Annotated in this window: 28 protein-coding genes and 1 tRNA gene; 18 read left to right on the top strand and 11 right to left on the bottom strand. The window is 63.5% G+C overall.

The window, feature by feature from the left end; translation table 11 throughout:
* Positions 1 to 80 precede the first annotated feature (80 nt).
* Together I3J27_RS06150 and I3J27_RS06145 are read right to left on the bottom strand one after the other, a co-directional pair.
* A complete protein-coding gene (locus I3J27_RS06150) occupies positions 81 to 536 on the bottom strand; it encodes a GatB/YqeY domain-containing protein (protein ID WP_270166430.1) in 456 nt (151 codons plus the stop codon).
* Positions 537 to 569: 33 nt separating this feature from the next.
* Positions 570 to 1298: an alpha/beta fold hydrolase gene (locus tag I3J27_RS06145; protein ID WP_270166427.1), complete on the bottom strand. Its 729-nt coding sequence runs from the start codon at positions 1296 to 1298 to the stop codon at positions 570 to 572.
* Positions 1299 to 1444: 146 nt separating this feature from the next.
* Here I3J27_RS06145 and carA point away from each other — a divergent pair, with 146 nt between their 5' ends.
* Positions 1445 to 2635: a glutamine-hydrolyzing carbamoyl-phosphate synthase small subunit gene (gene carA / locus I3J27_RS06140; RefSeq protein ID WP_270166425.1), complete on the top strand. Its 1191-nt coding sequence runs from the start codon at positions 1445 to 1447 to the stop codon at positions 2633 to 2635.
* Positions 2636 to 2751: 116 nt separating this feature from the next.
* Positions 2752 to 3279: a hypothetical protein gene (locus I3J27_RS06135; RefSeq protein ID WP_270166423.1), complete on the top strand. Its 528-nt coding sequence runs from the start codon at positions 2752 to 2754 to the stop codon at positions 3277 to 3279.
* 128 nt (positions 3280 to 3407) lie between these two features.
* Here the strand turns inward: I3J27_RS06135 and I3J27_RS06130 are convergent, their stop codons facing one another.
* The gene (locus I3J27_RS06130; protein ID WP_270166421.1) at positions 3408 to 3932 is read right to left on the bottom strand and encodes a Dps family protein; all 525 of its coding nucleotides are present in this window, start codon (positions 3930 to 3932) and stop codon (positions 3408 to 3410) included.
* A 104-nt stretch (positions 3933 to 4036) separates the two neighbouring features.
* On the opposite strand from I3J27_RS06130, the gene I3J27_RS06125 reads away from it, so the two are divergent.
* Complete coding sequence (locus tag I3J27_RS06125; RefSeq protein ID WP_270166419.1) at positions 4037 to 4738, top strand: class I SAM-dependent methyltransferase; 702 nt, start codon at positions 4037 to 4039, stop codon at positions 4736 to 4738.
* 248 nt (positions 4739 to 4986) lie between these two features.
* On the opposite strand, the gene I3J27_RS06120 is transcribed toward I3J27_RS06125, so the two are convergent.
* Entirely contained in the window at positions 4987 to 5358 is a 372-nt protein-coding gene (locus tag I3J27_RS06120; RefSeq protein ID WP_270172584.1) for an ArsR/SmtB family transcription factor, read from the bottom strand.
* Positions 5359 to 5472: 114 nt separating this feature from the next.
* On the opposite strand from I3J27_RS06120, the gene I3J27_RS06115 reads away from it, so the two are divergent.
* The 3 genes from I3J27_RS06115 to greA all read left to right on the top strand — a co-directional run bounded on the left by I3J27_RS06115 (position 5473) and on the right by greA (position 10950).
* Positions 5473 to 6642 (top strand): MFS transporter, encoded by a 1170-nt coding sequence (locus tag I3J27_RS06115; RefSeq protein ID WP_270166417.1) that lies wholly within the window; start codon positions 5473 to 5475, stop codon positions 6640 to 6642.
* Positions 6643 to 6785: 143 nt separating this feature from the next.
* The gene (gene carB, locus I3J27_RS06110) at positions 6786 to 10250 is read left to right on the top strand and encodes a carbamoyl-phosphate synthase large subunit (protein WP_270166415.1); all 3465 of its coding nucleotides are present in this window, start codon (positions 6786 to 6788) and stop codon (positions 10248 to 10250) included.
* Between the two features lie 226 nt (positions 10251 to 10476).
* Entirely contained in the window at positions 10477 to 10950 is a 474-nt protein-coding gene (gene greA / locus I3J27_RS06105) for a transcription elongation factor GreA (protein ID WP_007596674.1), read from the top strand.
* A gap of 305 nt (positions 10951 to 11255) precedes the next feature.
* Here the strand turns inward: greA and I3J27_RS06100 are convergent, their stop codons facing one another.
* The gene (locus I3J27_RS06100) at positions 11256 to 11735 is read right to left on the bottom strand and encodes an Lrp/AsnC family transcriptional regulator (protein ID WP_027547667.1); all 480 of its coding nucleotides are present in this window, start codon (positions 11733 to 11735) and stop codon (positions 11256 to 11258) included.
* A gap of 268 nt (positions 11736 to 12003) precedes the next feature.
* Between I3J27_RS06100 and trxB the strand changes: the two genes are divergently transcribed.
* The 5 genes from trxB (at position 12004) to I3J27_RS06075 (ending at position 15897) form a co-directional block, all read left to right on the top strand.
* Complete coding sequence (gene trxB / locus I3J27_RS06095) at positions 12004 to 12969, top strand: thioredoxin-disulfide reductase (RefSeq protein WP_270166397.1); 966 nt, start codon at positions 12004 to 12006, stop codon at positions 12967 to 12969.
* Between the two features lie 5 nt (positions 12970 to 12974).
* Entirely contained in the window at positions 12975 to 13898 is a 924-nt protein-coding gene (locus tag I3J27_RS06090) for a LysR family transcriptional regulator (RefSeq protein ID WP_027534296.1), read from the top strand.
* Positions 13899 to 14345: 447 nt separating this feature from the next.
* On the top strand, positions 14346 to 15254 hold the full coding sequence (locus I3J27_RS06085; RefSeq protein ID WP_270166392.1) for a 4-hydroxy-tetrahydrodipicolinate synthase family protein: 909 nt from the start codon (positions 14346 to 14348) through the stop codon (positions 15252 to 15254).
* Positions 15255 to 15480: 226 nt separating this feature from the next.
* The gene (locus I3J27_RS06080; RefSeq protein WP_270166390.1) at positions 15481 to 15627 is read left to right on the top strand and encodes a hypothetical protein; all 147 of its coding nucleotides are present in this window, start codon (positions 15481 to 15483) and stop codon (positions 15625 to 15627) included.
* A 123-nt stretch (positions 15628 to 15750) separates the two neighbouring features.
* Complete coding sequence (locus I3J27_RS06075; RefSeq protein ID WP_270166388.1) at positions 15751 to 15897, top strand: hypothetical protein; 147 nt, start codon at positions 15751 to 15753, stop codon at positions 15895 to 15897.
* Positions 15898 to 15975: 78 nt separating this feature from the next.
* Here I3J27_RS06075 and I3J27_RS06070 read toward each other — a convergent pair whose 3' ends face one another.
* From I3J27_RS06070 to I3J27_RS06060, 3 genes are all read right to left on the bottom strand, one after another.
* Positions 15976 to 16653, bottom strand: a complete 678-nt coding sequence (locus I3J27_RS06070) for an AAA family ATPase (RefSeq protein WP_151644041.1) — start codon at positions 16651 to 16653, stop codon at positions 15976 to 15978.
* 131 nt (positions 16654 to 16784) lie between these two features.
* Complete coding sequence (locus I3J27_RS06065; protein WP_270166385.1) at positions 16785 to 17063, bottom strand: hypothetical protein; 279 nt, start codon at positions 17061 to 17063, stop codon at positions 16785 to 16787.
* Between the two features lie 26 nt (positions 17064 to 17089).
* On the bottom strand, positions 17090 to 17443 hold the full coding sequence (locus I3J27_RS06060) for a hypothetical protein (protein WP_270166384.1): 354 nt from the start codon (positions 17441 to 17443) through the stop codon (positions 17090 to 17092).
* A gap of 145 nt (positions 17444 to 17588) precedes the next feature.
* Between I3J27_RS06060 and I3J27_RS06055 the strand changes: the two genes are divergently transcribed.
* Complete coding sequence (locus tag I3J27_RS06055) at positions 17589 to 19019, top strand: IS30 family transposase (protein ID WP_370691966.1); 1431 nt, start codon at positions 17589 to 17591, stop codon at positions 19017 to 19019.
* A 306-nt stretch (positions 19020 to 19325) separates the two neighbouring features.
* On the top strand, positions 19326 to 20285 hold the full coding sequence (locus I3J27_RS06050; protein ID WP_270166382.1) for an AEC family transporter: 960 nt from the start codon (positions 19326 to 19328) through the stop codon (positions 20283 to 20285).
* Positions 20286 to 20518: 233 nt separating this feature from the next.
* Here the strand turns inward: I3J27_RS06050 and I3J27_RS06045 are convergent, their stop codons facing one another.
* A complete protein-coding gene (locus I3J27_RS06045; RefSeq protein WP_270166380.1) occupies positions 20519 to 21286 on the bottom strand; it encodes an outer membrane protein in 768 nt (255 codons plus the stop codon).
* A gap of 25 nt (positions 21287 to 21311) precedes the next feature.
* Here I3J27_RS06045 and I3J27_RS06040 point away from each other — a divergent pair, with 25 nt between their 5' ends.
* The gene (locus tag I3J27_RS06040) at positions 21312 to 21647 is read left to right on the top strand and encodes a hypothetical protein (RefSeq protein ID WP_270166378.1); all 336 of its coding nucleotides are present in this window, start codon (positions 21312 to 21314) and stop codon (positions 21645 to 21647) included.
* Positions 21648 to 21707: 60 nt separating this feature from the next.
* On the top strand, positions 21708 to 22112 hold the full coding sequence (locus I3J27_RS06035; RefSeq protein WP_270166376.1) for a nuclear transport factor 2 family protein: 405 nt from the start codon (positions 21708 to 21710) through the stop codon (positions 22110 to 22112).
* A 41-nt stretch (positions 22113 to 22153) separates the two neighbouring features.
* On the opposite strand, the gene tenA is transcribed toward I3J27_RS06035, so the two are convergent.
* The gene (gene tenA / locus I3J27_RS06030; RefSeq protein WP_270166374.1) at positions 22154 to 22816 is read right to left on the bottom strand and encodes a thiaminase II; all 663 of its coding nucleotides are present in this window, start codon (positions 22814 to 22816) and stop codon (positions 22154 to 22156) included.
* Between the two features lie 279 nt (positions 22817 to 23095).
* On the opposite strand from tenA, the gene I3J27_RS06025 reads away from it, so the two are divergent.
* From I3J27_RS06025 to I3J27_RS06015, 3 genes are all read left to right on the top strand, one after another.
* Positions 23096 to 23317, top strand: a complete 222-nt coding sequence (locus tag I3J27_RS06025) for an AEC family transporter (RefSeq protein ID WP_270166372.1) — start codon at positions 23096 to 23098, stop codon at positions 23315 to 23317.
* 713 nt (positions 23318 to 24030) lie between these two features.
* Positions 24031 to 25230, top strand: coding sequence for an XRE family transcriptional regulator (locus tag I3J27_RS06020; protein WP_270166370.1), 1200 nt, complete (start codon positions 24031 to 24033; stop codon positions 25228 to 25230).
* A gap of 4 nt (positions 25231 to 25234) precedes the next feature.
* Positions 25235 to 25702 (top strand): DUF4411 family protein, encoded by a 468-nt coding sequence (locus I3J27_RS06015; protein ID WP_270166368.1) that lies wholly within the window; start codon positions 25235 to 25237, stop codon positions 25700 to 25702.
* A 73-nt stretch (positions 25703 to 25775) separates the two neighbouring features.
* Here the strand turns inward: I3J27_RS06015 and I3J27_RS06010 are convergent.
* Positions 25776 to 25852, bottom strand: a tRNA-His gene (locus I3J27_RS06010).
* Positions 25853 to 26122: the final 270 nt, after the last annotated feature.

Here is a 26122-nt window from a genome sequence, read left to right as displayed (position 1 = left end):
TTCTGTCGGGAGACAGTAGACCGAACGGCTGCCACATCAAAGGTGCCCATCCTCCCCTGAAGGGGGAGGCTTAGAAAGCGCTAGCCCGACAGCGCGGCCTTCACGAGGCCAGACGCCTTGCCGAAATCCATCTGTCCCGCGTATTTCGCGCGCAGCACCGCGATCACCTTGCCCATGTCCTTCATGCCGGCGGCGCCGGTTTCGGCGATGGCGTCCGCGATCGCCGTCTTCACCTCGTCCTCAGACATCTGCTTCGGCAGATAGGCCGAGATCACCGCGATCTCCTCGCGCTCCTGCGCGGCGAGCTCGGCGCGGCCGCCCTTGTCGTAGAGTTCGACCGATTCCTGGCGCTGCTTGATCATCTTCTGAAAGACACCGAGCAAATCGGCATCGCTCAGCGGCGGCTTGCCCTGCCCGCGGGCGTCGATGTCGGCGTTCTTGATGGTCGAGTTGACCATGCGCAGCGTGGACAGCTTGCGCTCGTCCTTGGCCTTCATGGCCTCCTTGACCGCATTGTTGATGTCGTCGCGCAGCATGATCGTGATCCTCTGGAATATCCGGTGCCTGATCTAGGCCGTTCGCGGCCCCGAGACAACCGGGGTTCCCAGCCATTCGACCAGCGCCCGCGCCGTTGCCTCGGGCTGCTCCGGCTGCGGCAGATGCCCGCAATTGGCCAGGACGACCAGCTTCGCGCCGGGAATGCCCGCCGCCATCTCCTTCGAGAACGCGTTGGGAATGGTGTTGTCCTGATCGCCGGTCAGCACCAGCGTCGGACATTTGATCGTGGCCAGCGTCGGCCGTGAATCCACCCGCGCGATGATCGCGGTCTGCTGCCGCAGATAGCCTTCGATGCCGACGTCCTCGCCCTGCTCATGTACGAGCTGGCGAAGGCGGGCGTCGTCGCGGCGCGAGGTGTGCACCAGCTCGGGAAACATTTCTTCGCGCGCGGCACGCAACTCACCGCGCTTTGCCCGTTCCATCAGCCCGCGGCGGCGTTCGGTTGCCTCCACCGTATCGGGCCGGGCCTGGGTGTTGATCAGAGCGAGCTTCAAAACCCGCTCGGGCGCCTGGCGCATGATCTCGAGCGCGACGTAGCCGCCCATGGAATGGCCGGCGAGCGCGAAACGCGGCGGGGCCTCGCGCAGCACGCGGGCGGCGATCGCCGCCATGCTGTCGTCACGGATATGGTTGGCAACCATCACCGGGCCGAACCGCCAGAGCGCCGGGATGACCGGGGCATAGATCCGGGCCGAGGAGGCCAGCCCCGGAACCAGCACGATGGGGGTGGTCTGGTCCATTATTGCCTCGCAAGCCCCAAGAATTGCCGGAAATTGTGCGGCCGAGCTTAAGTGCCCGGGATGGGCTGTCAAATATGCAAAAACGCATGTGAATCGGCGATTCTGCGCTTTGACGGCAGCCCGCGCGAGGCTTATGAAACGCGCTCATGACACAACATGACAACGATCCCGCCTGGCCGGACCATAAACCGACCGCGCTCCTCGTGCTTGCCGATGGCACGGTGCTCGAAGGCTTTGGTCTCGGCGCCGAAGGCCAAGCCGTCGGTGAAGTCTGCTTCAACACCGCGATGACCGGCTACGAGGAGATCCTCACCGATCCCTCCTATGCCGGCCAGCTCATCACCTTCACCTTCCCGCATATCGGCAACGTCGGCACCAACGACGAAGACATCGAGACGGTGAACATGGCCGCGACGCCCGGCGCGCGCGGCGTGATCCTGCGCACCGCGATCACCGATCCCTCGAACTACCGCGCCACCAGGCATCTCGACCAGTGGCTGAAGGCGCGCGGCATCATCGGCCTGTCCGGCATCGACACAAGGGCGCTGACCGCGCTGATCCGCAGCAAGGGCATGCCCAACGCCGTGATCGCGCACGCCAAGGACGGCGAGTTCGACCTGCATGGCCTGAAGGAAGAAGCGCGCGAATGGCCCGGCCTCGAGGGCATGGACCTCGTGCCGATGGTCACCTCCGGCCAGCGCTTCACCTGGGACGAGACGCCCTGGCTGTGGGACAAGGGTTTTGGCCGGCAGGAGAAGCCTGAGTTCAACGTCGTCGCCATCGACTACGGCATCAAGCGCAACATCCTGCGCCTGCTCGCCGGTGTCGGCTGCAACGTGACGGTGGTGCCGGCGACGACCTCGTCAGAAGACATTCTGGCGATGAAGCCGGACGGCGTGTTCCTGTCCAACGGTCCGGGCGATCCGGCCGCGACCGGCAAATATGCCGTGCCCGTCATCAAGGACGTGATCAAGTCGGGTACGCCGACCTTCGGAATCTGTCTCGGTCACCAGATGCTCGGCCTCGCCGTCGGCGCGAAGACCAAGAAGATGCATCAGGGCCATCACGGCGCCAATCATCCCGTCAAGGACGAGACCACCGGCAAGGTCGAGATCACTTCGATGAACCACGGCTTTGCCGTGGACGAGAGCACGCTGCCGAAGGGCGCGACGCAGACCCACATCTCGCTGTTCGACGGCTCCAATTGCGGCATCCAGCTCGACGGCAAGCCGGTGTTCTCGGTGCAGTACCACCCCGAGGCCTCACCCGGCCCGCGCGACTCGCACTATCTGTTCCAGCGTTTCGCCGACCTGATGCGGCAGAAGAAGAGCGCGTAAGGCGAACTATCGCGACGCATTCAGAAAAGCCCGGGCTCGTCCCGGGCTTTTTCGTCGAAGGAACGTCGTCTCACACCCCTCGTTGATCCCTGCTACATTCGTGCAGGAGCCCCGCTATGTCCGTCGTCCGCGACAAGGCCGAGCCGCTCGCCATCGTGTTCGAGGATGACGGGCTCGTGCCGAACAACATTCTTCCCTTCCTGGTCTACCAGGTTGCTGTGAAGCTCGATCCCGAGCATCCGGAAGAGACCGTCGAAAACCTGTTCGAAGCGAACGGCTGGGGCGGCACGTGGCGCAACGGCGTCTACGACTATCTGCACTATCACGCGACGGTGCATGAGGTGCTCGGCGTCGCACGCGGCAATGCGCGGGTCCGCTTCGGCGGCGACCACGGCCAGGAGCTTGAGATCAGGGCGGGCGATGTCGCGATCCTCCCCGCCGGCACCGGGCATCAATGCATCAAGGCGAGCGGCGATTTCTGCGTGATCGGCGCCTATCCGCCGGGCAGCAAGATGGAGATCACGCGGGCGACGGCGGAGAATCACGCCAGGGCGTTGAAGACGATTCCGAAGGTCGCGTTGCCGCCGGCCGATCCGGTGACGGGGAAGGACGGGGCGTTGATGCGGTTATGGAGCCAGCCATAAAGGCGGTGCCGTAGGGTGGGCAAAGCGAAGCGTGCCCACCAATTGATTTGTGCCGCAAGGAGAGATGGTGGGCACGGCGCGCAAGAGTGCTCCTTTGCCCACCCTACGCAACTACGGCAGCCGTGCCCTTACGCCGCGTTGCTGCCCTCCTGCCTTGTGGCCTCGAACAGGAACCACGTCCTCCGCTCGGTCTCGTCGATGAAGTTTTCCAAAATGCTGGCGCTGGCGACGTCGCCGGCCTCGTCGCAGACCTCGTGCGCCTTGCGCATCGCGGCTGCGACCTGCTTGTTGTCCTGCATCAGCTCGCGCAGCATCTCGCGCGGCGGGACGTAGTCCTCGTTGTTGTCCTTGATGGTCTGGAGCTTTGCGACCTGGCCGATCGACTTCAGCGTGGTGCCGCCGATCTTGCGGACGCGCTCCGCAAGCTGGTCGGTGGTGGCGAAGATCTGATCCGACTGCTCGTCGAGCAGCAGATGATAGTCGCGGAAATGCCGGCCACTGATGTGCCAGTGGAAATTCTTGGTCTTCAGGTACAGCGCGAACGCATCGGCCAGAAGCACGTTGAGCGCCTCGGAGACCTTCTTGACCCCATCGGGCGGCAGATCGGTGGGGGTGTCGAGATCGGGCGAGACCTTGTTGTTGGTTTTGCTCACGGGAGACCTTCCTGTTAGGACGCGGACATTGACGGCGCGCCGTCGCACCCCTAACGCAAGGTGGGCAGCGCGGTTCCTAGATAGGAACCGCCGGGCGGGATACCATGGACGATTGGATCGATTATTACGACTCGACGCATACGATCTATGTCAGCAAGCTGCATCGCGACTTGCATTTCCAGATCATTGCGCGGGACATCATCGGCTACATCTCCTCGCCCGAGGCGACGGTGCTGGACTATGCCTGCGGCGAGGCGCTGTCGGCGAGCCAGGTCGCAGCGGCTTGTGGCAAGCTGATCCTTGCCGAGCCCGCCCCCGGCGTGCGCGGCCGGCTGATCGCGCGGTTTGCGCCAAACACCAAGATCCGCGTCCGCTCGCTCGACGACGTCCGCAAGATGCAGGACCAGTCCATCGACCTCGTCGTGATGAACTCGGTCGCGCAATACATGGCACCGGACGAGCTCGACGCCGCGCTTGTCAACGTCCGGCGATTGCTGACGCCATCAGGCAAGCTGGTGCTCGGAGATATTTTGCGGCCTGACGTCGGCATGTTCAGGGACGTGATGGCGCTGCTCAGCTTCGGCCTGCGTCACGGCTTCCTGAAAGACGCGCTGGTCGGGCTGATCAGCACCGCGCTGTCAGATTACCGTCATCTGCGCACACGCATCGGGCTCCAGCGCTACAGCGAGGACGAGATCACCGCCAAGCTCACCGCGGCCGGCTTTGCGGTCCAGCGTGCGCACACCAATATCGGCCATAATCGCTGGCGCATGACATTCATCGCGCGGCCGCCTCTGGTGCGTTAAGCATAAAGACCACCTGAGGTAGCCCCGCGCACCTCGATCGGTAATGATCGGCGCGGCCCGGTGGCGGAAGCGTCTACGCGAGGGCGGTGCATCGCTCTTTATCCTGGTTCAAATCCAGGCCGGGTCTCCACGCTTCGCCCCCTCTCGGGGCTACGCGTGGCGCAGCCACGCAAAGGCCCACAGGCGCCAAGCGTGTCCGGCGTAGCCGGAGCAAAGCGAAAGCGAAGACGGGCTATCCGCCCAAAACCTCAATCCACGTCAGCCACTTCACATTCAGGCAAGAGCTGGAGCCGGTCGGCGTCCTTGGCTGCGGAGCTGATGACGGCGTCGAGCAAGCCCGGAAAGCGCGCGTCCAGATCCTCGCGGCGCAGCCGCATGAAGCGGTTGGTTCCGGCAACGCGCGTTTGCATCAGGCCGCATTCGCGCAGCTTGGCGAAGTGATAGGCGAGATTCGACTTGCCGCTGAGCGCGTTGAAGTCGCCGCAGCACAGCTCGCTGCTGACGCGTTCCAGCTGGGCGAGCTGGTAGACGATCGCCAACCGGATCGGATCGCTCAGGCAATCCAGAACCATCGGCAGCTCGATCTGCTCGCGGGTGGGGTGGAGAGGTGTGCGGCTCATGACAGGCGGAATCATAGCGAAGCGGCCGCAATGTTCAATAGTTCTTGAACCAATTGACACCACAGCTCCGGCATTCAATAGTTCAATAAACGTTGAACATAGGGATCATATCCAATGAGCGTGTTCTGGCTGGCCTTGGCGGCCTTTGCGATTGGCACCGAAGGCTTTGTGATTGCAGGGCTTTTGCCGTCGATTGCCTCCGACCTGTCGATTTCGGTCTCAGCCGCGGGCCAATTGGTCACCGCCTACGCCCTCACCTATGCGGTGGGCTCGCCGATCCTAGCGGTGACGCTGAACAACATCGACCGCCGCACCGTGCTGGCTTTGGCGCTGTCCACTTTCATCGCCGGAAATCTCGCGGCCATGGTGGCCTCCAACTACGCGCTGCTGCTGGCCTCGCGCATGCTGATGGCGTTGGGCTCCGGGCTGTGCATGCCGACGGCGCTCGCGGTGTCCGTGGCGGTCGCCTCGCCGGAGCGGCGCGGCCGCGCCGTGGCACTGGTCACCTCAGGCCTCACGGTCGCGACCGTCATCGGCGTTCCCGTCGGCAATCTCATCGGCAGCCTGTTCGGCTGGCGCGCGACTTTTGCCATGGTAGCCCTGATCGGCGCTGTCGCGCTCGCCGGCCTACTGCTGGGCCTGCCACGCGGCCTGCCGCGCAACACCGCCTCACTCGGCGACCGTCTGGCGGTGGCGCGTCACAGCAATGTCCTGACCGCGCTTCTGATCACGATTTTATGGGCGCTCGGCGGCTTCACCGTGTTCACCTATTTCGCCGTGCCGCTGCGCGGCCTCGGCTTCGATGCGTCGCAAATCAGCCTTGCGCTGCTGGTGTTTGGCGGTGCGGCGGCGATCGGGAACATGCTCGGCGGCGTTCTGGCGGACCGGCTCGGAACGCTCACCACCGCAGCCCTCGGGCTCGCCGGCATGGCATCTGCGCTGATCCTGCATTCGCTGGTCCTGAAGCTGATGTCGGGCCAAGCCCATTATGCGGTGCTGGGCGCGATCTTCCTCTGGGGCATCTCGGGCTGGGCATTCTATCCGGCCCAGATCGCCAGCATCATCCGGATCGAGCCGCAGGCCTCGATGATCGCGCTCTCGCTCAACGCCTCCGCGATGTATCTCGGCTTCGCCATTGGCGGTGCCCTGGGCGGTGCCGTGCTGGCCACCTTCTCGCCGACCGACCTCGGCTGGATCGGCGGAACGAGCGTCGCGGCCTCGTTGCTGGTGCATCTCGCCCGTGGCTGGCAGGCCCGGCCAAAACCCGTCAAAATTGCCGGTTGATGGGCATTTTTCGGGGTTTCGCCGCCCCGGAATCTGGTCTAAGACCCACCCCGCGCGCGAGGGAGACCACCGCGCTCTCGGCCAAAGGGACGCGCAGCAGCGCGCCCTTTTTTTGTGCCCAAATTCCAGTCCGGCGAGAGTTGATGCCCAAACGTACAGACATCACCACCATCCTGATCATCGGCGCCGGTCCCATCGTGATCGGCCAGGCCTGCGAGTTCGACTATTCGGGCACGCAGGCGGTGAAGACGCTGAAGGAAGAGGGCTATCGCATCGTCCTCGTCAATTCCAATCCGGCCACTATCATGACCGACCCGGAATTGGCCGATGCGACCTATATCGAGCCGATCACGCCCGAGATCGTCGCCAAGATCATCGAGAAGGAACGTCACGTCATTCCCGGCGGCTTCGCGCTGCTGCCGACCATGGGCGGCCAGACCGCGCTGAACTGCGCGCTGTCGCTGCGCCGGCAGGGCACGCTGGAAAAGTTCGACGTCGAGATGATCGGCGCCACCGCCGACGCGATCGACAAGGCCGAGGACCGCCAGCTGTTCCGCGAGGCCATGACCAAGATCGGGCTCGAGACGCCGAAGTCGCGGCTCGCCAACGCCTCCGACCTGAAGAAGTCGTTCCGCGACAAGTACCAGGCGGAGCGCGAGAAGGCGTCCGGTGCTGCGCTCGCCGAGCTCGAGCGGCAGTGGACGCTCGGCGAAGGCGACCGCCGCAAGCGCTATCAGGAATATGCGCTGGGACAGGCGCTGATGGCGCTGTCCGAGATCGGCCTGCCCGCGATCATCCGCCCCTCCTTCACCATGGGCGGCACCGGCGGCGGCATCGCCTACAACAAGGAAGAGTTCCTCGACATCATCGAGCGCGGCCTGGACGCGTCTCCGACCAACGAGGTGCTGATCGAGGAATCCGTGCTCGGCTGGAAAGAGTACGAGATGGAGGTGGTGCGCGACAAGAAAGACAATTGCATCATCGTCTGCTCGATCGAGAACCTCGATCCGATGGGCGTGCACACCGGCGACTCCATCACGGTCGCGCCGGCGCTGACGCTGACCGACAAGGAATACCAGATCATGCGCGACGCCTCGCTGGCGGTGCTGCGCGAGATCGGCGTCGAGACCGGCGGCTCCAACGTGCAGTTCGGCGTCAATCCCGAAGACGGCCGCATGGTCGTGATCGAGATGAATCCGCGCGTGTCGCGCTCCTCCGCGCTGGCCTCGAAGGCGACGGGCTTCCCGATCGCCAAGGTCGCAGCCAAGCTTGCGGTCGGCTACACCCTCGACGAGATCGCCAACGACATCACCGGCGGCGCGACGCCGGCCTCGTTCGAGCCGACCATCGACTACGTCGTCACCAAGGTGCCGCGCTTCGCCTTCGAGAAATTCCCCGGCGCGTCCACCACGCTGACCACATCGATGAAGTCCGTCGGCGAGGTCATGGCGATCGGCCGCACCTTCCAGGAAAGCCTTCAGAAGGCCTTGCGCGGGCTCGAGACCGGCCTCACCGGCCTCGACGAGATCGAGATCGAGGGTTTGGGGCGCGACGACGACAAGAACGCGATCCGCGCTGCGCTCGGCACGCCGACGCCGAACCGGCTGCTTCAGGTCGCCCAGGCGATGCGGCTCGGCTGGTCGAACGAGGACATCTTCAACTCCTGCAAGATCGACCCGTGGTTCCTCAGCGAGATGCGCGGCATCGTCGACATGGAGGAGAAGGTCAGGAAGAACGGCCTGCCGGGCAACGCCTTCGGCATGCGGACGCTCAAGGCCATGGGCTTCTCCGATGCGCGGCTCGCCGTGCTTGTCCAGACGACGGAAGCCGAGGTGACGGCGAAGCGCCACGCGCTCGACGTTCGCCCGGTCTACAAGCGCATCGACACCTGCGCGGCCGAATTCGCCTCGCCGACCGCCTACATGTATTCGACCTATGAGGCGCCGTTCGCGGGTGCGCCGGCCGACGAGAGCGCGCCGTCGGACAAGAAGAAGGTCATCATCCTCGGCGGCGGGCCGAACCGCATCGGCCAGGGCATCGAGTTCGACTATTGCTGCTGTCACGCCTGCTTCGCGCTGCATGACGCGGGCTACGAATCCATCATGGTCAATTGCAACCCGGAAACGGTGTCGACCGACTACGACACCGCCGACCGGCTCTATTTCGAGCCGCTCACCGCCGAGGACGTGCTGGAGATCATCGCCAAAGAGCGCACCAACGGCACGCTTCATGGCGTGATCGTGCAGTTCGGCGGCCAGACGCCGCTCAAGCTGGCGCGCGCGCTGGAAGCCGCCGAAGTGCCGATCCTCGGCACCTCGCCCGACGCCATCGACCTTGCCGAAGACCGCGACCGCTTCAAGCGCGTGCTCGACAAGCTCCGTCTCAAGCAGCCGAAGAACGGCATTGCCTATTCGGTCGAGCAGGCCCGCCTGGTCGCAACCGATCTCGGTTTGCCGCTGGTGGTGCGCCCGTCCTACGTGCTCGGCGGCCGCGCCATGCAGATCATCCGCGAGGAGAACCAGCTCAGCGACTACCTGCTCGGCACGCTGCCGGAGCTGGTGCCCGCCGACGTCAAGGCGCGCTACCCGAATGACAAGACCGGGCAGATCAACACCGTGCTCGGCAAGAACCCGCTGCTGTTCGACCGCTATCTGTCGGACGCAACCGAGATCGACGTCGACTGCCTCTGCGACGGCAAGGACACCTTCATCGTCGGCATCATGGAGCACATCGAGGAAGCCGGCATTCATTCCGGCGATAGCGCCTGCTCGCTGCCGCCGCACTCGCTCGATGCGAAGATGATCGGGGAGCTGGAGCGGCAGACGCGCGAGCTCGCGCTCGGCCTCGACGTCGTCGGCCTGATGAACGTGCAATACGCCATCAAGGACGGCGACATCTACGTGCTCGAGGTCAATCCGCGCGCCTCGCGCACGGTGCCGTTCGTCGCCAAGGTGGTCGGCACGCCGGTTGCGAAGATCGCGGCGCGCGTCATGGCCGGCGAGAAGCTCGCCGACTTCGGGCTGAAGAAGGCGGACCTCAAGCATGTCGGCGTCAAGGAATCGGTGTTTCCGTTCGCCCGCTTCCCCGGCGTCGACACCGTGCTCGGCCCCGAGATGCGCTCGACCGGCGAGGTCATGGGCATCGACCGCTCCTTCGCGGTGGCATTCGCCAAGAGCCAGCTCGGCGGCGGCACGCGGGTGCCGCGCAAGGGTACGGTGTTCGTCTCGGTGCGCGAGAGCGACAAGACGCGGATCGCCGAGGCCGTTCGCGAGCTGCACTCGCTCGGCTTCAAAGTGCTGGCGACATCGGGCACGCAGCGTTTCCTGACCGACCAGGGCATCCCCACCGAAAAGGTGAACAAGGTGCTGGAGGGGCGGCCGCACATCGTCGACGCCATCACCAATGGCGACGTCCAGCTCGTCCTCAACACCACCGAAGGCCCGCAGGCGCTCGCCGACAGCCGTTCGCTGCGGCGCGCGGCCCTCTTGCATAAAGTGCCGTATTACACCACTCTTTCTGGCGCCGTGGCGGCCGCGCAGGGCATCCGCGCCTATCTCGGCGGGGACCTTGAGGTTCGTACCCTGCAGAGCTACTTTTCGGAAACCTGATCGCGCGCGGCGGGCCAGGCCTTCAGGGGTCAGCCTTCCGCTAAGTGATTGGCGATGAAGCCACAATGGCCGGAGGAACTGTTCCGGCCATATGGTTGTTCTGTTCCGGCGCCAAGCCCATATGAACGTCCGGCGGCGGGCGAGTTGAGCCCCGGATAGACTGACGAATCAAGTTGCGTGCGCGCTGACATTTCGGGGCGCGCACGACCGAAGGACGAGAGAAGAGATGGAAAAGGTTCCGATGACAGCGGGCGGCTTTGCCGCGCTCGGGGAAGAATTGAAGAAGCGCCAGTCGGAGGACCGTCCGCGCATCATCGAGCATATTGCGGAAGCGCGCTCGCACGGCGACCTGTCGGAGAACGCGGAATATCACGCCGCGAAGGAAGAGCAGTCCCACAATGAAGGCCGCATCGCCGAGCTCGAGGACAAGCTCGCGCGCGCCGACATCATCGATATCTCGAAGCTCTCCGGCGACACCATCAAGTTCGGCGCCACCGTGACGCTGGTCGACGAGGACACCGAGAAGAAGACGGTGTGGCAGATCGTCGGCGAGGTCGAGGCCGACGCCAAGAAGGGCCGCATCTCCATCACCTCGCCGCTCGCGCGCGCGCTGATCGGCAAGAAGAAAGGTTCGACCGTCGAGGTCAACGCGCCCGGCGGCGCCAAGGCGTATGAGATCACCAAGGTGGAGTGGCGGTAGGGATTTGCCGCTGCACCCACTGACGAATTGAAAAAGGCCGCGCATAGCGCGGCCTTTTTGTTGCTGCCTGCTGGTTGTGTGGGGGAAGCACGCACTCACCACTCGTCATTGAGAGCGCAGCGCCCCACTCCATCACCGTCACCCTGAGGCGGCCGCTTCTTCGGCCGCCCTCGAAGGGCGACGGCCCAACTGTCGCCGCGCGTTGCTGCATGCGGGCCGTGCATCCTTCGAGGCTCCCCATCGGGCGCTTTGCGCCCGATGCTCGCGCCTCAGGATGACGGGATTGGCAGGACGTTCAGCGCGCCCTACCTCCGCCCCTTCACGTCTAGCGGCACGGCAGCTTCGTATTTGGAATTATGCAGCACCAGCGAGGTCCGCACGTTGCGCACATGGGGCGCGGCGGTGAGGTGGGTGACGAAATCCTGGAACGTCGCCATGTCGGGGGCGACGCATTTGAGAATAAAGTCCACCTCGCCGGATAGCATCCAGCACTCCCGCACCAGCGGCTCGGCGCGGACGAATTCCTCGAAGGCGCGCAAATCGGCCTCGGCCTGGCTGGACAGGTGCACGGCGGCGAACACGGTGACGTCGAAGCCGAGCTTGCGGGCATCCAGCAGCCCACGATAGCCGTGGATATATCCCTCCTCCTCCAGCGCCCGGACCCGGCGCAGGCAGGGCGGCGGCGAGATGCCGACGCGCTTGGCCAGCTCGACATTGGTGATTCGACCGTCGGCCTGGATCTCCGTGAGAATTTTCAGGTCGATCTCGTCTAGGTTCCGCGACACGTGATTGGAACTCCTGGCCTTAAGGCGGTATCGGGTGGGGTCTGTTCGCAATTCTCATAGCCCAATCTCGGCCGGATGCGCAATTTTATTGCGCGTGCAGCGCAATCGACTTTTGTTCCTTGTTGGAAAAATCCGCCGATAGGGAATGCAATTCTTGCATAGCTCACCAGAAGGCTTAGATTAGCTCTGATATTTCAGCGCCTCCGCGAGGCCTCCCGGCACGTTCCGCGCCCGCGCTGCAAATCCCCCGTGAAAGGCGTCCATCGAAATGTCCGCTCCTGTTCATGCAAAGGTCGTGATTATTGGCTCCGGCCCCGCCGGCTACACCGCGGCGATCTATGCCGCGCGCGCCATGCTCGAGCCGATCCTGATCCAGGGGATCCAGGCGGGCGGCCAGCTCACCATCACCACCGACGTCGAGAACTATCCGGGCTTCGCCGACGTGATCCAGGGCCCCTGGCTGATGGAGCAGATGGAGAAGCAGGCGGTCCATGTCGGCACCAAGATCGTCTCCGACCTCGTGATCAAGCTCGACAGCTCGCAGCGGCCGTTCCGCCTCACCTGCGACAGCGGCGATGTCTATCTCGCCGACGCCGTCGTCCTCGCCACCGGCGCGCAAGCGCGCTGGCTCGGGCTGCCCTCTGAGGCGAAATTCCAGGGCGGCGGCGTGTCGGCCTGCGCCACCTGCGACGGCTTCTTCTACCGCAACAAGGAGGTCGTGGTGGTCGGCGGCGGCAATACCGCGGTCGAGGAAGCCCTGTACCTCACCAACCATGCCTCGCAGGTCACCATCGTGCATCGTCGCGATCACTTCCGCGCCGAGCGCATCCTCCAGGAGCGCCTGTTCAAGCATCCGAAGATCAAGGTGGTCTGGGACTCAGCCGTCGACGAGATTTGCGGCACTGAGAACCCGAACAAGGTCACCCATGTGCGCCTGAAGAACGTCAGGACCGGCGCGCTCACGGATTTGAAGACCGACGGCGTCTTCATCGCGATCGGACACGCACCGGCAACCGAGCTGGTGAAAGACCAGATCAAGCTGAAACCGTCGGGCTATGTCGAGGTCGCCCCGAACTCGACCGCCACCTCGGTGCCCGGCCTGTTCGCCGCCGGCGACGTCGCCGACGAAACCTATCGCCAGGCCGTCACGGCCGCCGGCCTCGGCTGCATGGCAGCACTCGAAGCCGAACGTTTCCTGGCCTTGCGCGCCAGCGAACGCGCCGCAGCGGAATAAAGATCATGCCTCGAACACGCGACGGATTTACGGATATGGACTGGGACAAGCTGAAGGTGTTTCACGCGGCGGCGGAAGCGGGCAGCTTCACGCATGCGGGCGAGCAACTCGGCCTGTCGCAATCGGCGGTGTCACGTCAGGTCTCGGCGCTGGAGCAGGAGCTTTCGGTCTCGCTGTTCCACCGCCACGCCCGCGGCCTGATCCTCACCGAGCAGGGCGACCTTCTGTTCCGCACGGCGCATGACGTGTTCATGCAGCTCCAGGCGGCGCGCGCCAAGCTGACCGACAGCCGCGAGCGGCCGAGCGGCGACCTCAAGATCACCACCACGCCCGGCGTCGGCATCAACTGGCTGATCCCCCGGCTCGGCGAGTTCACCGCGCTCTATCCGGAGATCCGCATCTCGCTGATCGTCACCGACGAGGAGCTCGACCTGTCGATGCGCGAAGCGGACGTTGCGATCCGCACCCGCAAGCCGACCCAGCCGGATCTCATCCAGCGCAAGCTGTTCGCGATGGGCTTCCACGCCTATTGCTCGCCTGACTACATCAAGCGCTTCGGCACGCCGCGCACGCTGGAGGAGCTCGACTCCCACCGCATCATCACGCTCTCCGACGGCAACTTCGCGCCGCATCTTCAGAACCGCAACTGGCTGGTCGAAGCCGGCCGCAACGGCTCGGGTCCGCGCGAAGCCTATTTCAGGGTCAACAACATCCTCGGCCTCGTGCGCGCCTGCCAGCAGGGCCTCGGCATCGCGGCGCTGCCGGATTACCTGATCGAGGAACAGAGCCGCCTCGTCCAACTGTTCGGTGAGTCCGACTCGATCCAGCTCGACACCTATTTCGTCTACCCGGAGGAGCTGAAGACGGTCGCGCGCGTGCAGGTGTTCCGCGACTTCGTGGTGAGCAAGGCGCAGCGCTGGCCGTCCTGATTTCCGCATGACTGACATGCGGCCTCGACGCTTGCTGCATGGCGCTCGTCAAGCCCATACTGCTTGCACGCTGAGCCTTCGCGTTGCGCATTTGTCCCCCTCCTCCAGTGGCGCGGGAGTTCAGTAATCCCTCTTGGAAGGTGATTGTGTCGGCCTCACGTGGCCAATACCTTAAGCCGGGCTCGTTCGAGCCCGGCTTTTTTTCTGTCCCATTCGGCTTTCGCGTTCCGCGTGTATTGACAGTTCCAGGCCTACCACGCATCATTTGCGAATGATCACGAAGTCGTGCGCAATTGTCTCGAAAAAAGGCCCCCATTCCGGGGCCTCGGATTTTTGCGCGCATTAGCTGGCTTCGTCATCGCGACAAATCCCGAAAACCCCGCCGCCTGGACGGGGTTTTTTCATGTGCCCTCCGTCTCAGGTTCTTGAAGAGAAGGAGATACGAACATGACCGGTCTTGAAGATCATTTGCATGGGCTGTGGCTGCCGCTGGTGACGCCGTTTCGGAACGGCCGTCTCGACGAGACGTCGCTGCGGCGGCTGACGCGGCACTACTGCACGCAAGACATCGACGGCTTCATCCTGGGGGCGACCTCCGGCGAAGGCATGACGTTGCGCGAGAACGAGCTCGAACGACTCGTTGCCGTCGTCCGCGACGAGATTGCGGCGGGCCGCCGCAGCATCCCGATCTGCCTCGGACTGTCGGGCGCGGATACGTCGCGGCTGAAGGATCGTCTCGACGAGACGGCGGACTGGCCGATCGAAGGCTATCTGATCGCGAGCCCCTATTACGTGCGCCCCTCGCAGCGCGGGCTGCTGGCGCATTTCGAGGCGCTTGCCGATCACGCCGCCTGGCCGCTGGCACTCTACAACATCCCCTATCGCACCTCGGTGAACATCACCAACCAGACCATGCTGCGGCTCGCCGAGCACAGGAACATCGTCGGGCTGAAGGATTGCGGCGCGAGCCGCGAGCAATCCATCGCGCTCCTGCGCGACCGGCCGAAGGGCTTTCGCGTGCTGACCGGCGAGGATGCGAACTACCTTGAGGCACTCACCGACGGCGCCGACGGCGGCATCGTGCTGTCGGCCCATGTCGAGACCGCGACCTTTGCGGCGATCCATGCCGAGCACAAGCGCGGCAACCACGATGCGGCGCTGGCGCGCTGGCACGAGGTCGCCGAGCTGACGCGCCTGCTGTTCACCGAGCCGAGCCCGGCACCGGCGAAGTACTGGCTGTGGCGATGCGGCCTGATCGACAGCCCCGAAGTGCGCCTGCCGATGGTCGAGATCGGCAGCGAGCTGGCGGCCACGATCGATCGCGAGATCGAGCGGCGGATGAAAGTCGCGGCGTAGTCGCGTTCTTCGCCTCGCCCCGCTTGCGGGAGAGGCCGACGCGCTCGGTTTGGCCAGACAGCCCACCCCACCCTCTCCCCGTAAGAACGGGGCGAGGGAGCGTGAGAGCGTCACCGTGGTTAACCGCGCCCCAACTCCCTTCGCAGCTGCCGCATGGCGCATCCACGTCTCGTTTACGCATCCACCCCTATCGTTTTCTCAAAGGTCTTCCAGAGGGGGAATATCCATGGGGCATCGCACCCGGCCGACGGCCGCGAGCCAGTTCGCGCCCGCCGATCTCTTACAGGGAATTCTGGTCGTATCGTCATTCGGGTTCTGGGCGGTGATGCTCGGCCTGATGCCGGTGCTGGTGTTTCGCGTCTGGCTCAGCTGACAGGGCGGATGGTTAATCCGTCGTAGCACTTGTGTTCGAATGCGCACGAGACTGCGACCCGGAATTTTAAAACATCCCGCCTATCCTCGACGTCCATAAGCGAAGAAATCGCGGGGGCGTTTTATGAATAGCCGGAACGAAGTGGCGTCGCATTACGACGCCCGACAGCAGAGCTTTACCACCGAGGACATTCTCTGGGCCGCCGGCATCTGGTCGGTGATCCTGACGCTGTCGCCGGTCATCGTGTTCTACATGCTGATGGTCGCGTAACGTCCGCAGCCATCCCTGGAAACGCAAAACGCGCGGCTTGTCCGCGCGTTTTTCGTCCGGGGGAATGAATAATGAAAATTATGCCGCCTGCTTGTGCATTGCGCCGGATGCCGACGCCGTGCCGCGAATAGCCTTCACTGAACGCTCGATCGCCGCCCACAGCCTTGCAATTTCCTGGGCTGCACGGCTCTCGGCCTGATACTCGCGCGCGCCTTCGCCGTGGCTCAGCGCCATCAGCAAATCCGAACGGTTGGTGATCTGGCCGCCCCACACCGGGGCGCGGAATTTCGCCAGCGCCTCGCGGGCGATGGTGACGATCGGGCTTTCGGACTCGTCGCGGCGCGCCGGCGCACCGTTGAGCACGACCGCGTAGGGCTTGCGCGCCGCGCGGCACATCTGGATCGTCTCCTGCACCGCGTTGACGTCGAACACGCCGGGACGGGCGGGAATGACCACCATCGTCGCGTTGCGGATCGCGTCGTCGACGACGGCCGACAGATTCGGCGGCGTGTCGATCAACACCCATTCATAACCGTCGCGCTTGGCAGCGGAGACGATGCCGCTGACGGAATTCACGGCAGCCTTGATCGGCGGCTCGTTGGTGCCGCGCAGCTTGTGCCACAGCGTGAGCGAGCCCTGCGGATCCGCGTCCACCAGCATGACCTGCTTGCTCGCCTTGATCTGCGCGGCGAGATGCGCGGCCAGGGTACTCTTGCCCGAGCCACCTTTACGTGATGCGAAAACAATAACGTTCATACCTTCCGCCTCCAGATTGACCCCGTGGCGCGAAAATGAATCACCGCGCTGATTCGTGAAAGAAAAATTTATCGGGAGTTGCGTCACAGTCACGAAATAACAAGGCGTGTTGGCTTTTGAGTCACACTGTCTCATGCGACGAAGATACAAACTGCAATGAACCGCCCTTCACGGGGGCAATCGTGCGTTTTCCGGGCAACACGCAGGACCAGACGGAATGCAACTTCGCCGCGCAAACCATCTTGCAACGCTTCGCCATCGCGCGCCTTCGTCATTGTCGCAGGCGTCCGCACCATCAGGCGAACAAAAGGAGTCCGGCGGCTGTTGCGTGGCTGATGCCCGGTCGCGCCCAGATCCGTTCGCACGCGCTCGCGCATGGAAACGCAAATGCCCGGGACGAGCCCGGGCATGACGGAGTTTCGGAAACGGTACGCGCTCAGCTTGGCTCGGTCTTTTTCTTCTTGGCCGCCTTCGGCGCCGGCTTGCTGCTCTTCTTCGCGGCTTTGGGCGCGATGCTGGTCGGCTTGCCGGCGCGGGCCTCGCCGGGCTCCGGACCGGGGCGGAAGAACGCCCGGCACTGCGGCGAGAGCTGCGACTTCTTCTGGATCATGCAGGCGGTGATGGCGTCGACATTCGGCACGAACTCGCCGCACAGCCGCATCGCGTCGGGCGTGCAGGCCTGCTGCTCCTCCTGCGTGTAGGCAAAGCCAGCACCGGGCTGGACCAGAACGGCCATGGCAAGCGCGAGGCCTGCAGCAGCCAAGGATCTTGGAAAGCGGAACGCCGGCATCGATTCCCCCCAGGGTGACGATTGAAAGCGAATAGTGGGTGAACCCAGGTTCATTGGCAACGAGGGCCAAGGCGAATACGGCGCGCTGTGCGGTCTCGGCAACAGGGAGGGCGGCCTGCCACGTTCTCCGCTGTCGTCGCCCCGCTTGACCGGGCGCCCCAGGGCGGATTCAACCGCTCGTCGCAACACCCTGAACAAGGAGGTTGCGATGGAGAGCCGTGCGCGAGCAAGTCGTCCTCAAGAGGCCCGACGAGAGGATTGTAGACGGTTCTGGGCTGCGATTGCCTCGGGGCGATCGAGCGAAGATGCTGCGGTTGAGGCCGGGGTATCGCCTTCGGTTGGAGTGCGCTGGTTCCGGAGGGCGGGCGGCATGCCGCCAACACATTTGTCACCGTCGTCAAGGCTTCCATCGGAGCGCTATCTCTCGTTCGCCGAGCGCGAGGAGATCGCCATCTTGCGTGTGCAGGGTCATGGGGTGCGAGCCATCGCTCGTCAGCTTGATCGAGCTCCCTGCACGATCTCTCGTGAACTCCGTCGTAATGTGGCGCGCCGCCACGGCGCCCCACAGTACCGAGCAACCACGGCACAATGGCACGCTGATCGGTCCGCCCGACGGCCCAAGCCGGCGAAGTTGGCGATCAATCCGCCCCTGCGGGATTACGTGCAGGACAGGCTTGCCGGTATGATCGCCAAGCCGGACGGGGAGCTCCTGGCTGGCCCGAAGGTCGTGTGGAAGGGACGCCGGGCTGTGCATCGGCAAAACCGGCGCTGGGCCAGGGCATGGAGCCCGGAACAGATTTCTCGGCGACTTCGGCTGGACTTTCCCGAGGATGAGACGATGCGCATCAGTCACGAGGCGATCTATCAGGCACTTTATGTGCAGGGTCGAGGAGCTTTGCGCCGCGAACTGACGGCCTGCTTGCGCACCGGGCGGGTGTTGCGGATGCCGAGGGCGCGCGTCCGCAAAGGCAGAAGCTTCATTCCTTCCGAGATCATGATCAGTCAACGTCCGGCGGAAGCCGCCGATCGAGCTGTGCCGGGCCACTGGGAAGGTGATCTCATTATGGGTCTTGGAAGTTCCGCGATCGGCACCTTGGTGGAGCGCACGACCCGCTTTACCATTCTGCTGCATCTGCCGCGTATCACAGGCCATGAACAGGAAGCTCGCGTGAAGAACGGACCTGCACTCGCCGGACATGGCGCTGAGGCAGTGCGCGACGCCATCACCCGCGCAATCGTCAGCATGCCCGAACAGCTGCGTCGATCGCTGACCTGGGATCAAGGAGCTGAACTGGCTCAGCATGCACGCCTGAGGATCGATGCAGGCCTGCAGGTCTACTTCTGTGACCCTCATAGCCCATGGCAGCGCGGCACCAACGAGAACACAAATGGGTTGCTGCGCCAGTACTTTCCAAAAGGGACCGATCTTAGCCTGCACAACTCTGGTGATCTCGAGGCCGTGGCTCTCGCACTCAACACCAGGCCCAGGAAAACCCTCGGCTGGAAAACACCGGCCGAAACTCTCGACCAATTGCTACAAGTGAACGATACACAGGGTGTTGCGACGAGCGGTTGAATCCGCCCAGTATTCCACCAGCGCCGAACGTCCCCCGAGAAGCCGCAGCGTACTGGATCCCCCGCCTCCGCGGGGGCTGACGGTTGTGGGCGGGATGGATCGGGGCCGGTCGCCGCCCGCTCAAAACCAAAACCGCGAAAACAACCCCATGCACAGTAGCCATGTCCAGGCAAACACTCGGGAATTCCAGGGGGCTCCTACGGATTTTACGAAACCGCTTTGACTCGTCGGGCAAAACAGGGGCATAATGGCATCATTCGGAATTGCGAGGGGTGGTCGGCTGTCTCCCCGTGAGGTGAGGGTCGCATGGCCACAATGTTGATCGTCGCGCCGGTGTTTGCGCTGATCGCGGCCGGCTACGCCGCGGTGCTGTTTCGCTTCGTCACCGAGAGCGCGCACAAGGGCATCTCCGAATTCGCCTTCAGCATCGCGATTCCGGCCCTGCTGTTTCGCACCATCGTGGTGTCGGAATTCCCCGACGTCAGCCCCTACAGGATGTGGGGCGCCTATTACGGCGCGCTGGCCCTCATTTGGATCGCGGCGCTGGCGCTCTCCGCCCTGCTGCGGGAACGGCGCGAGGATCACGAAGACGGCGTCGTGTTCGCGATCGGCTCGGTCTACGGCAACATCGTGATGCTCGGCATTCCCCTCACCCTCTCGGCGCTGGGCAACGAGGCCGCGGGGCCGATGGCGCTGATCCTGTCGGTGAACACGCCGCTGCTCTGGCTCTGCGGCATCCTGCAAATGGAGCTGGTCAGCCGCAAGCGGAGCGGCTCGCCCCTGTCGGTGATCCGCCCCGTGCTCGCAGATCTCGCGCGCAATCCGCTGATGCTCGCGATCGGTTTTGGCGTGGTCTGGCGTTTCACCGGCCTCGGCCTCACCCCCGTCGTCGACCGCACGATCGAGCTGCTCGCGCAAGCGGGATCGCCGGCCGCGCTGATCGCGCTCGGCATCAACCTGTTCCGCTTCGAGGTGAAGGGCGAGAAGCTCGGCATCCTCGTGATGTGCGCGCTCAAGCTCGCCGCGATGCCGGCCGCTGCGTATCTGCTCGCCAAGCTGATGGGCCTGCCGCCGATCGCTGCCGGCGTCATCGTGCTGTTTGCGGCGATGCCGACCGGCGCCAACGCCTACATTTTCGCGGCGCAGTACCAGCGGCTGGTGAACCCGGTGTCGGGCGCGGTGGCGCTGGGGACGCTGCTGGCGGCGGTGACGTTGCCGGTGGTGGTGGTGATCGTGGCCGGATTGAACGAAAGCGTCATGAGATGAGATTTGATTGCTGCAACGGCGGAGGTGGGCTCCCTCTCCCGCTTGCGGGAGAGGGTCGGGGGTGTTTCCGCAATGGGACAATCGCCAAGAGGAGAAAGCCCTCACCCGGCGCGCGGGACGATGCTTCACATCGCCCGGGACGCGCCGACCTCTCCCGCTTGCGGGAGAGGTGAACAAGCTGAAGAAGCCCCGGCCCGGGCCGAGGCTTCCTGACGGCAAAAGCGATCTCGAAACTACTGAAATTTGTAGCTGAACCTGACGCGCGCAACGTCGGTGGTGAGCTGGCCGCGGATGACGCAACCGGAATCGGGTCTGCCCTGGCAGGCCCCTCTGCCGTCAGCAAGGCGGATGGTCGCATCGCGATCCTGATACATCGTATGCAGGAATTCGCCGCCGACAATCCAGTTCGAATCGAGCGCGTACTCGACGCCTATGCCGACCACGCCACCCCAGAGAACGCCGCTGCCATTGGCCGTAACTCCGGTCGGGCTTCCAAAGGCCGCGAATTGGGTGAGATTGTTGAACTCTACCCCGGTCTGCCTGACATCGGCCCAGGCTGCGCCGCCCGTCACATAAGCCAGAACGTTGTCGACGACGAGGCCTGCGCGGGCCCGGATCGTGCCGCTGAGATCCGCCTTGAGACCGACATTCATGGCTCTGCTATCATCACCGCCAAGCAGGGAGCCCTTGAAGCCGCTGTTGCCGTTGACGTCTGCTTCGATGCCGACCAGGCCGTGACCGAACTGGTAGTTGTAACCGACCTGGGCGCCGCCGGTGAAAAAGCCGCCCGTGGGTGTCGCAGATGAGCAGTAGAAGCAGGGATCGTCGAAATGCGATGAAGCCATGCCGCCGCCGACATTGCCGCCGATGTAGAAGCCGGTCCAGCTGTACACGGTGGCCGCAGGCGCAGCCTTGAACCGCATCGCGCCGATATCGGCCGCGGAGCTCGCGGCCGTAGCAGCCAGCAACAGCGCGACCGCAGCCGCAAATGTATTTCTCATCGTCAGTCTCCAAATGGACATGTGTTTGGCTCTGGTGGCGGACGCGCGGACTTCAAAACCCTCTCGTCCAATGCGCGGAGAAGAAGCCGAAAAATCGCGCCACGCGCGTCGTGCGAACGCAGGAGGTCGCAGCAATCTTCGGTCGCGTTGCAGAATTGACACGGCTGCTCTCGCCGAGCAGCAGATCGCGTTCGGGCTTCAGCTATTTCTGACCGATCAGGTCATTCGTTCGGACGAGGCGCTCGCGATTGGTGGCAGCAAAACGATTGCGCGGACACTCCGGCGTCCCGCCGGCGCGCTCGGGCTGCCGGCGATGGCGGTGACGATGGCGGGACGAGCACTCGGACCATGGCCTGGATGATTTTGCCTTTGCACGCAAAGGTGGCTAGTCTGCCCTGATACATGATGCAGGGAGGGGTACATGACACAGCGCGAAGAGATGCTCGCATTGATCAGAACCGCCTACGCCGCGCGCGGCGACGGTGATGTCGAGGGCCTGGTGACGGCTTTCCATCCCGAGGGCGCGTTCACCTTGATGGGCGACAAGAGCGCGCTGGAGCTGACAGGAAGCATGCAGGGCCACGCGACCCTGCGCGGCGCGTTCGGTCAATTGATCGCCGACTTCGGCTTCGAAGGCCGCGAAATCCTGGCCGAGCTGGTCGACGGAGATCGTGTCGCCGTCCATTCCCGCGTCGTCGTTCGGTACCACCCAACGGGGAAAGCGGTCAGCACCGAGATCCTGGACCTGTTCAGGTTTCAGGACGGCAAGATCGCCGAGCTGATCGAGTTTGCGGATACGGCGCAGATCAAGGCAATGATTGCGTGAGGGGGACGCAGCTCCGTGGGAGTTTCGTGCACGGCAACACGCTAGCCCGCGCGCCAGGCCATCTCCCAGAAGTCCGCCTCGAGCCGGGTGGCTTCCTTGAAGATCGCAAGCAGCTCGGCCTCGCGGGCCGGCGTCGCGTAGAGATCGGCGAGATGCTCCAGATGCGTCCGCGCTTTGGCAGCGACCTCCTGGTACGGCACGCCGGCGTACTCGGCGATCCAGACGCGATAGGCGTTCGTCGCAGCGTCCGCATCGGGGCGCGAGGCGAGCCGCGTTGCGATCTCCGCGTACCCGATCACGCAGGGGGCAAGCGCCACCTTGAGTGCCAGCAGATCGCCGCGCATTCCCGCGTCGAGCACGTAGCGCGTATAGGCCAGCATCTCGGCCGCCGGAGGGGCCTGCTCGAGATCGGCCGGGGATAGGCCCCAATCGGCACAGAGATTCACATGCAGGTTCATCTCGACATCGAGGATGGCCGACAGGCCGGCCGCGGCCTCACGCATGTCGGCAAGCTTGGGCGATTTGTAGACCGCGAGCGCGTAGGCGCGCGCAAACTCGATCAGGAACAAATAGTCCTGAACGAGGTAGTGACGAAACGCAGCTTCAGGGAGCGAGCCGTCCGCCAATCCGTTCGTGAAGGGATGCTCGGTATAGGCCCGCCACTCGGCGGATGCTGCTGTCTTGAGACGCTCGAAGAAACTCACGATGTTTCCGCCTGGCTGGTTTTTCGTCTTTGGTTCGCTACCGATATCGCATTGCGAACGGGGGAGCTACGGTGACGGGGCGTAAAATTGACTGTGAGCAGCGTTGCGAATAGGGCCCCCCGTGTCGAAAGTTGCTGCACTGGCACCGTCATTCGCACCATCTAGCTGCTGGCGCAGGCGGGCTCGCCGCCCGCGCTGATCGCACTCGGCATCAACCCGTTCGGTTCGAGGTGAAGAGCGACAAGCTCAGCATCCTCGTGATGTGCGCGACTCGTGCTTGTGGCAATGCCGGCCGTCGCCTTCGTTCTCGCGAAGCTGCTCGGCCTGCCGCCGGTCGCGGCCGGCGTGATTGAGCCGTTCGCGGCGATGTCGACCGGCGCCAACACCTACATCTTCGCGGCGCAGTACAAGCGGCTGGTGAACCCGGTGTCGGGCGCGGTGGCGCTGGGGACGCTGCCGGCGGCGGTAACGTTACCGGTGGTAGTGATGCGGGTGAGGTAGGAGCGACGAGAGCGGCGTGCGCGCTCCTCCGAAGGCGAATTTGAATCCCTTCGGAACTACGCCTTTAAAGCCTCGTTAACGTGGGCCAGTGAAGATTCGCCATGACTCCTGATTTGGTTCTCATCGAATGGGTTGTAGCGGTCAGCCGACACCAGGCTGGCGATGGCTATCAGAGCTGGACAAGCGTCGGGCGCACAAGTGCGTCTCGGTCGGTTTTCTTGTTCAAGATGACGAACAAACGAAAGTTCTCGCGCCGAACTTAGGATCAAGCGGCGGTGACCACGAATGGGATCAAGCGGCGGGACTGTTTACGATCCCGAGTGTCTCGATCGCTCGTATTGAGCGGCTTACTTCTTCGTCAGCTTCGATGGAGGCCGCTTATGGTCAGGCCGTTGAGCAAGAGCTGACGCTGCCAGCGCCCTGATCTGCTTGTTGTTCAGCGAACCGGGATCCCGAAGACCCTGACACGCAATGTGACCGACGCGAGAGCCGGTCTTCTCGTTCTTTCCCATTGGAGCACCTTTAGGTTGGTCGCGACTCACTACAAGTCTCTACCAAGACCACCATAGGCGAGTTCTTCTACCTTCCGTAGAAACTCGTGGTACGTTTTCCCGCTGGACTATAAGATATCCAAGCGTCCGGGCCTGAGACCCTAGTCTAGGTCGGTCGGCTGTTTACCATTATATGATACCTGCTCTGACAAAGGCAGACCAATGGCAGTTCGCGTAAAAGCCCTGATCACCCCGGCCCTCGTTACTTGGGCGCGGGAGACGGCTGGCTTTTCGATTGCCGAAGCCGCCGACAAACTCGACATTGATGCCGATGTGCTCGCAGATTGGGAAAACTCCGACAGCGACGCATCGCCGTCGATCCCCCAATTGCGCAAGCTAGCAACGCTGTTTAAGCGACCTCTGGCGGTCTTTTATCTGCCTAGTCCCCCGACCAAGTTTGAAGTAATGCGCGACCTCCGCCGGCTTCCCGGGACCGGGCTGCGTCACTACTCGCCGGCTTTGCAATTAGAAATTCGCGCAGCGGCCGAACGGCGTGAACTCGCGCTCGATCTCGCAGACGACCTTGACGAAGAGCTACCGAAATTCAGCCTGAAGGCCGACCTGAAGGAAGACCCCGAAGTGGTCGGGCAGCGGATACGTAAAGCACTCGGCGTGACTGACGATCTGCAAAGGGAGTGGCGGGACGCTGACGGGCGCACCGGCTTCAATGCTTGGCGCGGGAGGATCGAAGACACCGGCACGCTCGTGTTTCAGTCAGCAGCTATCGGCAGCGAGGAAGCATCCGGCTTTGCGATCTTCAACGATGTGTCACCAGTCATCTCCGTCAATCGGAAGGATGCACTGACACGGCGAACCTTCAGCTTGCTCCACGAATTCGCGCATCTTATGTTGCACGTTAGTGGCGTGTCCGATCTTGAAACGGACGAGAAGCGACCGCCGGAAGATCAAGCCATCGAAGTCTTTTGCAATCAGGTCGCGGCTGCCGCGTTGATGCCAAAGGATGCAGTGCTCGCCTATTCGGGCGTCGCAGAACAGGGCGCGCGCTCTGAAGGCTGGACCGATGGGCAAATCAGCGAAATGGCACGGCGCTTCAATGTGAGCCGCGAAGCCCTCCTTCGCAGGCTGTTGACGTTCGATCGCACCACACAAGCATTTTATGCTCGCAAACGCGGCCAATACATCGCTGAGTACCAAGCTCAGCGCGCGCGGCAGCGAGAGCAAACTACAGACATCAAGCGGAACATGCCGCAAGAGACGGTGAGCCATTTCGGCAAGCCGTTGGTCCGGATGCTTTTGAGCAACTACTGGCAAGATCGCATGACGCTCAGTGCAGTGTCTGGTTACCTCGGGCTGAAGGTGAAGCACATCCCGAAGCTGGCGAAGGCGGCGGGGCTCAGGTAGTCGAATGGCCGGCTTGGTGTACAGCATCGACAGCAGCGCGCTGATCCACGCTTGGCACCGGATTTATCGACCGAAGAATTTTGGATTTGTCTGGGATGGCTTCGACAAGCTCATTGCCGAAGGCCGATTCAAGTCGTCGATCGAGGTCTATAACGAGCTTCAGAAGAAAGACGATGAACTCTTCGAGTGGTGCAAGGATCGCAAGGGGACTATGTTCGTCGAGATCGACGATCCGACACAGGCGATCGTCGCGAAGATCATGGGTGCACATCCCAAGTTGGTCGATACTGTGAAGGGCCGGTCAGGCGCCGACCCTTTCGTGATCGCTCTCGCCGCAAGCACCAATCCGCAGATGTGGGTCGTCACTGAGGAGCATCCCGGGAAAGAGCGCATTCCTGACGTGTGCAATGCCCAGAATATCGACTATTGCGGCGTTGCCGATTTGATCGAGAAAGAAGACTGGACGAGCTAGGCGAGATAGGTCTTGAGCCTCGGCTAAGCCGTCTGGCTGTCACCCGATGATGTCTGCTGAATGTAGCCAGCTTTGGTACAGTTGGGTGGGCTCGAACCACCGACCTCCTGTTCCACAGACAGGCGCTCTAACCAACTGAGCTACAACTGCATCCTTGCGAGCCGCGCCTTACGGGCGCCCTGAACGGGCCGTTTCCAAAGGGGGCTGGACGGGCCGGAAACTAGGTGCAACGGCCGCTTTTGGCAAGGCCGCAAAACCCGTTATTTGCCCCTCTTCAGCGCGATAAATCCGGAGATTTGATCGGGCTGTCCGCGGTTTACCTCGTGGGACCTGAGCCCCTCACCCGGATCGGTCCGGACGATGCTGCGCATCGCCGGGGCGATCCGACCTCTCCCTATGGGAGAGGTGAAGAAAAACCCG

Source organism: Bradyrhizobium xenonodulans, from assembly GCF_027594865.1.
Taxonomy (GTDB): Bacteria; Pseudomonadota; Alphaproteobacteria; order Rhizobiales; family Xanthobacteraceae; genus Bradyrhizobium; species Bradyrhizobium xenonodulans.
The sequence above is the reverse complement of the archived record's forward strand: the minus strand, read 5'-3'. Positions and strand labels throughout refer to the sequence as shown.

Bases quoted from the DNA above. Each gene is read 5' to 3' on its own strand.
- I3J27_RS06050 (WP_270166382.1), top strand. From the start codon at position 19,326: ATGGCCACAATGTTGATCGTCGCGCCGGTGTTTGCGCTGATCGCGGCC.
- I3J27_RS06085 (WP_270166392.1), top strand. From the start codon at position 14,346: ATGACCGGTCTTGAAGATCATTTGCATGGGCTGTGGCTGCCGCTGGTG.
- I3J27_RS06065 (WP_270166385.1), bottom strand. From the start codon at position 17,063: ATGCCCGGGCTCGTCCCGGGCATTTGCGTTTCCATGCGCGAGCGCGTG.
- I3J27_RS06150 (WP_270166430.1), bottom strand. From the start codon at position 536: ATGCTGCGCGACGACATCAACAATGCGGTCAAGGAGGCCATGAAGGCC.
- I3J27_RS06020 (WP_270166370.1), top strand. From the start codon at position 24,031: ATGGCAGTTCGCGTAAAAGCCCTGATCACCCCGGCCCTCGTTACTTGG.
- greA (WP_007596674.1), top strand. From the start codon at position 10,477: ATGGAAAAGGTTCCGATGACAGCGGGCGGCTTTGCCGCGCTCGGGGAA.
- carB (WP_270166415.1), top strand. From the start codon at position 6,786: ATGCCCAAACGTACAGACATCACCACCATCCTGATCATCGGCGCCGGT.
- I3J27_RS06120 (WP_270172584.1), bottom strand. From the start codon at position 5,358: ATGAGCCGCACACCTCTCCACCCCACCCGCGAGCAGATCGAGCTGCCG.
- I3J27_RS06090 (WP_027534296.1), top strand. From the start codon at position 12,975: ATGCCTCGAACACGCGACGGATTTACGGATATGGACTGGGACAAGCTG.
- carA (WP_270166425.1), top strand. From the start codon at position 1,445: ATGACACAACATGACAACGATCCCGCCTGGCCGGACCATAAACCGACC.
- I3J27_RS06115 (WP_270166417.1), top strand. From the start codon at position 5,473: ATGAGCGTGTTCTGGCTGGCCTTGGCGGCCTTTGCGATTGGCACCGAA.
- I3J27_RS06145 (WP_270166427.1), bottom strand. From the start codon at position 1,298: ATGGACCAGACCACCCCCATCGTGCTGGTTCCGGGGCTGGCCTCCTCG.
- trxB (WP_270166397.1), top strand. From the start codon at position 12,004: ATGTCCGCTCCTGTTCATGCAAAGGTCGTGATTATTGGCTCCGGCCCC.
- I3J27_RS06125 (WP_270166419.1), top strand. From the start codon at position 4,037: ATGGACGATTGGATCGATTATTACGACTCGACGCATACGATCTATGTC.
- I3J27_RS06035 (WP_270166376.1), top strand. From the start codon at position 21,708: ATGACACAGCGCGAAGAGATGCTCGCATTGATCAGAACCGCCTACGCC.
- I3J27_RS06070 (WP_151644041.1), bottom strand. From the start codon at position 16,653: ATGAACGTTATTGTTTTCGCATCACGTAAAGGTGGCTCGGGCAAGAGT.
- I3J27_RS06135 (WP_270166423.1), top strand. From the start codon at position 2,752: ATGTCCGTCGTCCGCGACAAGGCCGAGCCGCTCGCCATCGTGTTCGAG.
- I3J27_RS06060 (WP_270166384.1), bottom strand. From the start codon at position 17,443: ATGCCGGCGTTCCGCTTTCCAAGATCCTTGGCTGCTGCAGGCCTCGCG.
- I3J27_RS06075 (WP_270166388.1), top strand. From the start codon at position 15,751: ATGAATAGCCGGAACGAAGTGGCGTCGCATTACGACGCCCGACAGCAG.
- I3J27_RS06045 (WP_270166380.1), bottom strand. From the start codon at position 21,286: ATGAGAAATACATTTGCGGCTGCGGTCGCGCTGTTGCTGGCTGCTACG.
- I3J27_RS06080 (WP_270166390.1), top strand. From the start codon at position 15,481: ATGGGGCATCGCACCCGGCCGACGGCCGCGAGCCAGTTCGCGCCCGCC.
- I3J27_RS06015 (WP_270166368.1), top strand. From the start codon at position 25,235: ATGGCCGGCTTGGTGTACAGCATCGACAGCAGCGCGCTGATCCACGCT.